General features: G+C 39.7%; 4 protein-coding genes. All 4 read right to left on the bottom strand.

Annotation, left to right across the window (positions count from 1 at the left end; all coding sequences use genetic code 11):
* A partial coding sequence (locus RAO94_06790) for a hypothetical protein (protein MDP8322038.1) occupies positions 1–1,148 on the bottom strand: 1,148 nt, incomplete at its 3' end.
* A 396-nt stretch (positions 1,149–1,544) separates the two neighbouring features.
* Positions 1,545–4,892 (bottom strand): T9SS type A sorting domain-containing protein, encoded by a 3,348-nt coding sequence (locus RAO94_06785; GenBank protein ID MDP8322037.1) that lies wholly within the window; start codon positions 4,890–4,892, stop codon positions 1,545–1,547.
* A 338-nt stretch (positions 4,893–5,230) separates the two neighbouring features.
* Entirely contained in the window at positions 5,231–5,767 is a 537-nt protein-coding gene (locus RAO94_06780; protein ID MDP8322036.1) for a transposase, read from the bottom strand.
* A gap of 279 nt (positions 5,768–6,046) precedes the next feature.
* A complete protein-coding gene (locus tag RAO94_06775; GenBank protein MDP8322035.1) occupies positions 6,047–6,709 on the bottom strand; it encodes a DUF2268 domain-containing putative Zn-dependent protease in 663 nt (220 codons plus the stop codon).
* Positions 6,710–7,286 lie beyond the last annotated feature (577 nt).

Below are 7,286 nucleotides of genomic sequence, written 5' to 3'. Positions count from 1 at the left end.
CCTACCACATCAAATTCATAATGCAGATCCATACCTAAGGCAGCTTCAATATCATTAACCAGCCATACATAACTGATCTCGCTATCAATATCCTCTCCCAGAATGGAGAAATTTACGCTCCCAAACTCAATAAATTCTATCTCAGTTGTTTCTGGCATAAATTCCACTATTACAGGAGCATCATTTACTGGCATCACGACTACTACCACAAATGCCATTGTCATTTCTCTATATACTCCATCATCAGCAAAGAAAGTTACATTTTCCATCCCAGACCAGTCCGGAGTGCTGCTGAAAGTGGCTATACCATCAAGAATATCGACACTGACATTATCTCCTGTTGCCAGAATATTCAGCTCATCACCATCCACATCCCAGATCATCTCACTGATATCAAGCTCATATCCTTCATCTTCATTAAAACCTACTAATGGAGGCAGATCAATCTCTGGAGGATCATTAACTGGAAATATTACTACACCCACATAATCTACTGCTTCACCACCCATTTGATCATCCACCGTAAACGTTAATGATTCAGTTCCATTCCAGTTTGCCTCTGGTGATATACTCACCAGCATCCCGGTGATTCCCACTGTTAGATGTTCACTGCCCTCACATGATAATATCAATTCATCTTCTTCATCCTCATCAGATACATAGTCACTAAAGTCTCTTAATATCTCCATATCTTCATTGCCAACAATCACATCTGGTAAAACTATTTCCGGCTGATGATTAAATTCATTAGTTGCTGTCAAAAGATATGGCTCAGTTAAACTACCGATAGTTGTATCCACCTCAAATGGAATGCTTTCTTCACAATCAAACACCCAATCAAAAACTGCTGAATAAATTTTGAAGCTGATATCCTCACCGCCTGTCAGATTAGAAACGATGGTCATATTCCAGACATCCGGTCCTGCAAAAAAACTTGCTACAGCACGGCAGTCTTCTTCCCCACCCGGTCCAAAAGCTGCCAGCATATTTCCATCTTCATTTGTGAAATTCACTTCGTCAATCGTTACAGTATTAAATAATACCATATTATACTGAGCACCTGTGATTGGCTCCCATTCTGGTGCAACACCAGAAAGTAAACCACAAAAAATAAACATAACAACAATCATTGTCAGGATTTTTTTCATATTAAGCTCCTCGCTTTATTTTATTATAATTTCGATTTTCTCCCAAAAATTTCTCTTATGTGAAAATCATATAATTTTAGCAAATCTGTCAATATATTTTCCTGATTCTCTACATTATTTATTTAAGTAAATTTTAGGTACTTTATTACAACTATATTTTACTGCTTTTTTTCTTGTTAATTATCACCCTCAAATTGTTCTTCTATTACTGAACTCATTAAAAAAAGAACCGGATAAAATTTATTTTACCCGGTTCACAATATTAACAAAATTCTCCAGCTAAGTTATCGAGTTAAGACACTGTACCCAGTGGATTGACTTGAGGACGGGCATTGCTGCTACCACCCTGAAAAATCTTAAGTCAATCTACATTCGCATCTTAACTCAATATGTTTTTTACTTGATCAACAGTATTTTCCTTTGTTCAGTTTGACCATTAACATTCAACCGAACAAAATAAATTCCACTTGCTCTACTTCCTGCAGACCACACAACTGAATGTTCTCCAGCTTCCTGTCTTGCATCAAGCAGAGTTTCCACTTTCTGTCCCTTGCAGTTATAAACATCAATCTTCACAGTCCCTTCATCTCCCAGATTATAACCAATAGTGGTTTCCGGATTAAAGGGGTTAGGATAGATTGATCTGATCCCACTGCTGACAACGGGTTCAGTGATCATCAAGTCACCCCTGATACTGTTTGCTGATGTGAATATTTGCTGTTCTACTATGTTTTCCACAGGAATTCGCAATATTTCTCCGCTTACCGGATATGCTGATGCTATAGCAACTTTGTTGCCCCAGACAGCGGAAATAAATTGATCATTGATCTGCAGTTTCTCTGCTTCCAATTTAAATGGAAATTCCAGACTGGCAGAATATAACTCACCACTTGCGGTGATAACCAGATCTTCTCCATCAATGTAATAATCAAGCTCTACTGAAGGTATATCATTGATACGCGTTTCAACCGGGAATATATCGATTATACCAACTACGTACTGCAGGATAAGTGCAGCATCATAAGCTTCCACAAAGCCATTTCCATCCACATCTCCCAATTCATCCGGGAATGGATCAACTGGAGTCGGCATCATCACGGCACGCATCAAAACCAGTGAAGCATCATAAGCATCTATCACACCATTACTGTCCACATCACCATAAGTGCCCAGCCCTGCTGGATAATAAAGATATGACCTGATCATCAAGTTACCATCAGCAACTGCTTCCCAGTTACCATTTGCTGTTATATAGCTTTGTCCTTCCACGCTGCCTGTGTCTTTTCCCATAGCAGGTGCATTTGCCATCTCAAATATTGTGACCCAGTAGGCACCTTCTGTAAATGTTACAGCCGGTAAACTAGCTTCCGGGATCTCAACCATATTCCAGCCAGTATTCATATCTCCACCATTAACTATGAACTGAACCAAATTAGATGCTCCTGGCATGCCTCCAGCACCATCATCATCATAGATACGGAACACATATTGTCCAGTATTGGCTGTTTCCACATAAAATTTTACGAGAGTTAGGGTGCATTCACCATAACTGAAATCAGGTTCGAATTTGACACCCATATACTGGGCAACACCCACATTAATGCCAGCTTCGGCACTGCCATCATCATATCCCAGTTCCAGCATGTCATTGCTCATCACAAATATGGATGCCTCATTACTATATTCTCCATCCACGCCATCATAGAGCGCTGTTACCACATAATAATTCCAGGCTCCTGCAATTGCCGTATCATCAACATACATCGGGTTATCATCCTGTGGTGTAAAACCTACAAATTCATAGGCTTCGCCACTTATATCTGAACGCCAGATATTATATCCCGTAACCTCTCGATCACGTGTATTACCGGCAAATAATGGCAATGTTCTACCTTCTGCTTCTATATAGGCATGAATATTCCAGTTATAATCAAGATCATAGACATATAACTCGTTCCAGGCTCCGGGATCAGTTGCAATATAGTCACCTTTGCCTTGAACTGCGGGTCCAATATCTGTACCAGCACTATGTGCCGTATCATCATTTGTCACTTCATATCCTATCCAGTATTCGGTCATAGTCTCTATCGGAACGGGAGTTGCCAGAACAATTGTGTTCCAGGCATCAGCTGTGGGCACATAAGTCTGACTCATCAGCTCCACGTCACCCTGATTACCACTCCACACATGCAATATCATTTCATCTGGCATTTCGGCAATATACACTTCCATCTGAGTGATCTCTCCACCTACATAAGGCATCATATCACCCTCGTCAAAACGTGCTGCTGCCCATAATGTGCCACCATCAGTCAAACCAATGCTATTATCATTCACTCCATCATCCCATTGTACCCAGCCTTCGCTGCCACCTTCCACGATGGGATCCCAGCTTAGATTCACATTTCCGCCATCTGCTACTGCTACCAGATTCTCTGGTCCTGGTCCCTGGAAAAATTCCTGCTGAATATAAAAATCATCAAGTCTGAATCCCCCTGGTACTACTTCATCGGTTATATTTGTATGCAGTCCAAAACGGAATTGCACCATTCTGCCTGCCAGCATTGTGATATCAGCATATTGAATTCCCCAGCCATTCACAAATGTATCCCATTCTGCAATTGATCCCGTGAACACATAATTTGTTCCATTCGGATCATTCAAAGGATTGGAAATAGAAGTCCAGGCTAACCAGTTCTCGCCCGGTATCTGTGATCTCACTTCCACATGAATATAATCACAATCAGGGAAAGTACCTTCATCAAGCATTGTAATGCAGCCAATATCCCAGCTCAATTCACCATCCTCTGGTAATTGTATCTCTGGTGAAACGATAAAATCGCTCATTCCTGGTGCATAAGTATCAGTTCCGGCATCAAAACAGCCCATGGCATGAGTGGGACTGGGTAATCCGACATCATCATATACATGCCATAGATCTCCCGCTGTCTCTCCACCATAACCGGGTACCATCAATGCATCACCTGCTGCGCCATCTCCATCACTCTCAAATGTACCCGCAGAAGTATCTATCACAATATTATCTACTTTAAAACCAAACATCCCCGGATCATCAGCGGTATCATAAGCCGGATCACTCGCAAAAGCAAAACGGATCTTCACATCCTGATTGGCATAGGCAGAAAGATCAAAAGTCGCCGGCGTCCAGTTGTGGAATAAATTCGTGCCTCCCCAGCCTGGTATGCCCGGTCCTTCATTGAATTCATAGCCAAATGAATAAAAACTCGTACCATTATAAACCGGAGTCCCCTCTATTACATCCCAGGTTATGCCACCATCTGTCGAAATACGCACATTGCCTCCATCCCAGGAATCATAAGGTGGATCTCCTCCCACATCTTCACAATTCAAAATTAACATTAAATTTAATTCCGGAGTTGCGGAAAGGGTTACTACCGGAGTATCAAGCACCAGATAACGATGACTGGTATATCCTCCCAGTTCCTCATCTCCCATCCACCAGGAATTGCCCGCATAAGCTCCTACACCACTAAGATGCCAGGCTTCATTCCAGTCCGTGGGTGCCGTCTCATCATAATGAGCCCAGTCCGTTGCTCCGTTTTCGAAATCCTCTTCAAAAATTGTAAAAATCTCCCGATTATTACTGCGTTGATGGGTTAAAACCTGCTCTGTTGCTGTTTGCACTTGAATTTGTTGCTCTCCACACAGAAAAACTGTTAGTGTTAATAAAAGTGCTACAATTAAAATTACTCGTGTTCTCATTCGTATTCCCCCTTGTTAATATACTCCCTATTAGCTATTTATCCATTCATATAAAAATTTGACTTTCCCCATTATTTCTGTCAAGATTTTTTGTGATTGTAGCAAAATAAAAAGAGTAATAGTTTCGGAGTACAGTGATAATGTCACTGTGTTGCGGTGCCAACCGCAAAAAGAAATATATTCTCACTTATCAGCTCGACACATCGACGTTCTCGATGTACTCCATATAAAACTCTTTTCGGAGTACAGTGATAGTTTCGGAGTACAGTGAAAGTTTTGGAGTACAGTGATAATGTCACTGTGTGCGGTGCAAGCCGCAAAAATAAATAGTCACTCAGTTATAAATCAAATACCTCCAGTTCATCCCAGGGAAAAACAGCCTTCAAATCTTCCATATATACTTTATCTTCTAAATACCTTTCTCTAAAACTCCCATTTTTATAATCTTCAGCATATCTGCAATATCCATGTTTCACCGGATTATACCACAGATAATTCAATCTCGCAAAATATGACCTTTCATAAGTGATCAATGTATCCCAATAATTATGCCATACTTTTCTTCCAGGATAATTATCATGCCTGTTAATCCAGGTAGCTGTATATCTATGGATAGAATTCATAATTGATTGAAGGAATTCGTTATTATTCCTTGAATCAACCATTAAGTGATAATGGTTATCCAGTATCACCCAGTCTTCTAAAATCCATCCTTTATCAGAAAATCCCTTTCTTATTGAATAGAGAAGTAATTCTTTTGCCTGATCATCTGCAAAGTAATTGTGATGTTTATAGGTTGCCCCTGTTATAAAATATTTTCCTCCCTCACAGTAAAGATGTGGTGGATTATGCTCATAAAATTTGATACCACTCATGAATTCTCCTTACGTAATATAAACCACTTTCGGAATACAGTGAGAGTTTCGGAGTACAGTGAGAGTTTTGGAGTACAGTGATAATGTCACTGTGTGCGGTGTCAGCCGCAAAAAAAACATTCTCTCACTTATCAGCTCGACACATCGACGTTCTCGATGTACTCCATATAAAAACCACTTTCGGAGTACAGTGATAATTTTGGAGTACAGTGATAATTTTGGAGTACAGTGATAATGTCACTGTGTGCGGTGTCAGCCGCAAAAAAAAAACACTCTCACTTACCTGCTCGACACATCGACGTTCTCGATGTACTCCATATAAAACTCCCGGCAATCAGTCCCAAAGCAATCCGAAGCTTTCACTCCCGGATGCCTGGATAAATACTCATCCACCAGTTTAAACCCATAACTATAAGCAAAACTGGCTGGAATACCTTCTGACTCACTACCCTTCTGCCAGATGCGGTGCTCAAAATTTTCATTAAACAGATCACGCTTGATAAGCGGCATAAGCTTCTCAATAAGCTCATCCGTAACCGAATGTACATATTGCGGCACAGCAGTCCCCTTAACTTCAATGGCAAAATGCATTGCCAGACCTTCCATGATCATCAGTTCCGCCAGATGAAATTCCTTAATAAAATTCCACCTGACCATGTGATGAAATTCATGTGCCAGACACTCCGGCAGATGCTCCCGAATCAATCCCTCCATATCCTCTTGATAAGTATTAACCTTAAACCACATCCTCCGAGGCTCATCAGCAGCAGCACTAAACCGTAAATACTCATTCTCCATATAAAATGTCATAAACTCCAGCACAATATCCCTCTCTTCATAATACCCCAAAAGCAATCCCATCTCCCGCTCAACCACTTCCTCAATCGCCTGACGCTGGCTGGCAGAGAAATCATCGATGTATTTTATTTTGTAGTTATGCATAAGTCTCCATTATCAAAATTTATTAATATACATTTTATATTTATCAATAATAATATCAACCTTTTTTTTAAAACGAGTTCGCTGTGGTTCACATTTTCCACATAAAATGCCATAAACTCCAGCACAGCATCTCGCCCCCTATAATACCCTAAAAGCAGATCAGAAAAGAAATGATCAAACATGAAATCTGATCATGATCAGAAAAGGAGGATATTATGGAAATTGCTATTTGATTTGCATAAATCATCTCTCGTCACATATTTCACGCTAAACCTAATAATAATTGAATCAATTAATGCTCATCATCGCTGATATAGATATCTCTTTTGCTATAATAATTACATTAATTTTATTCTCATCTAATTTGTTTAGTTATAATTAACCCCTTAATTTATTTTTATATTTGACATATCAACACTATTGGTGTTTTGTTATTTTGTAATATATTTGGTAAGGAGAAAAATGAGTTCTGCATAATAGCAGGAAAATAGGAGAAAATGGTTCTCGAAAAATTGTAGCTTAGGCTTTTAAAAATAAGCAAAGCAGTATTAACTGGCTTTATTAGTCAGTAAACTGA

The organism is Candidatus Stygibacter australis (genome assembly GCA_030765845.1).
Classification (GTDB): Bacteria; Cloacimonadota; Cloacimonadia; order Cloacimonadales; family TCS61; genus Stygibacter; species Stygibacter australis.
The sequence above is the reverse complement of the archived record's forward strand: the minus strand, read 5'-3'. Positions and strand labels throughout refer to the sequence as shown.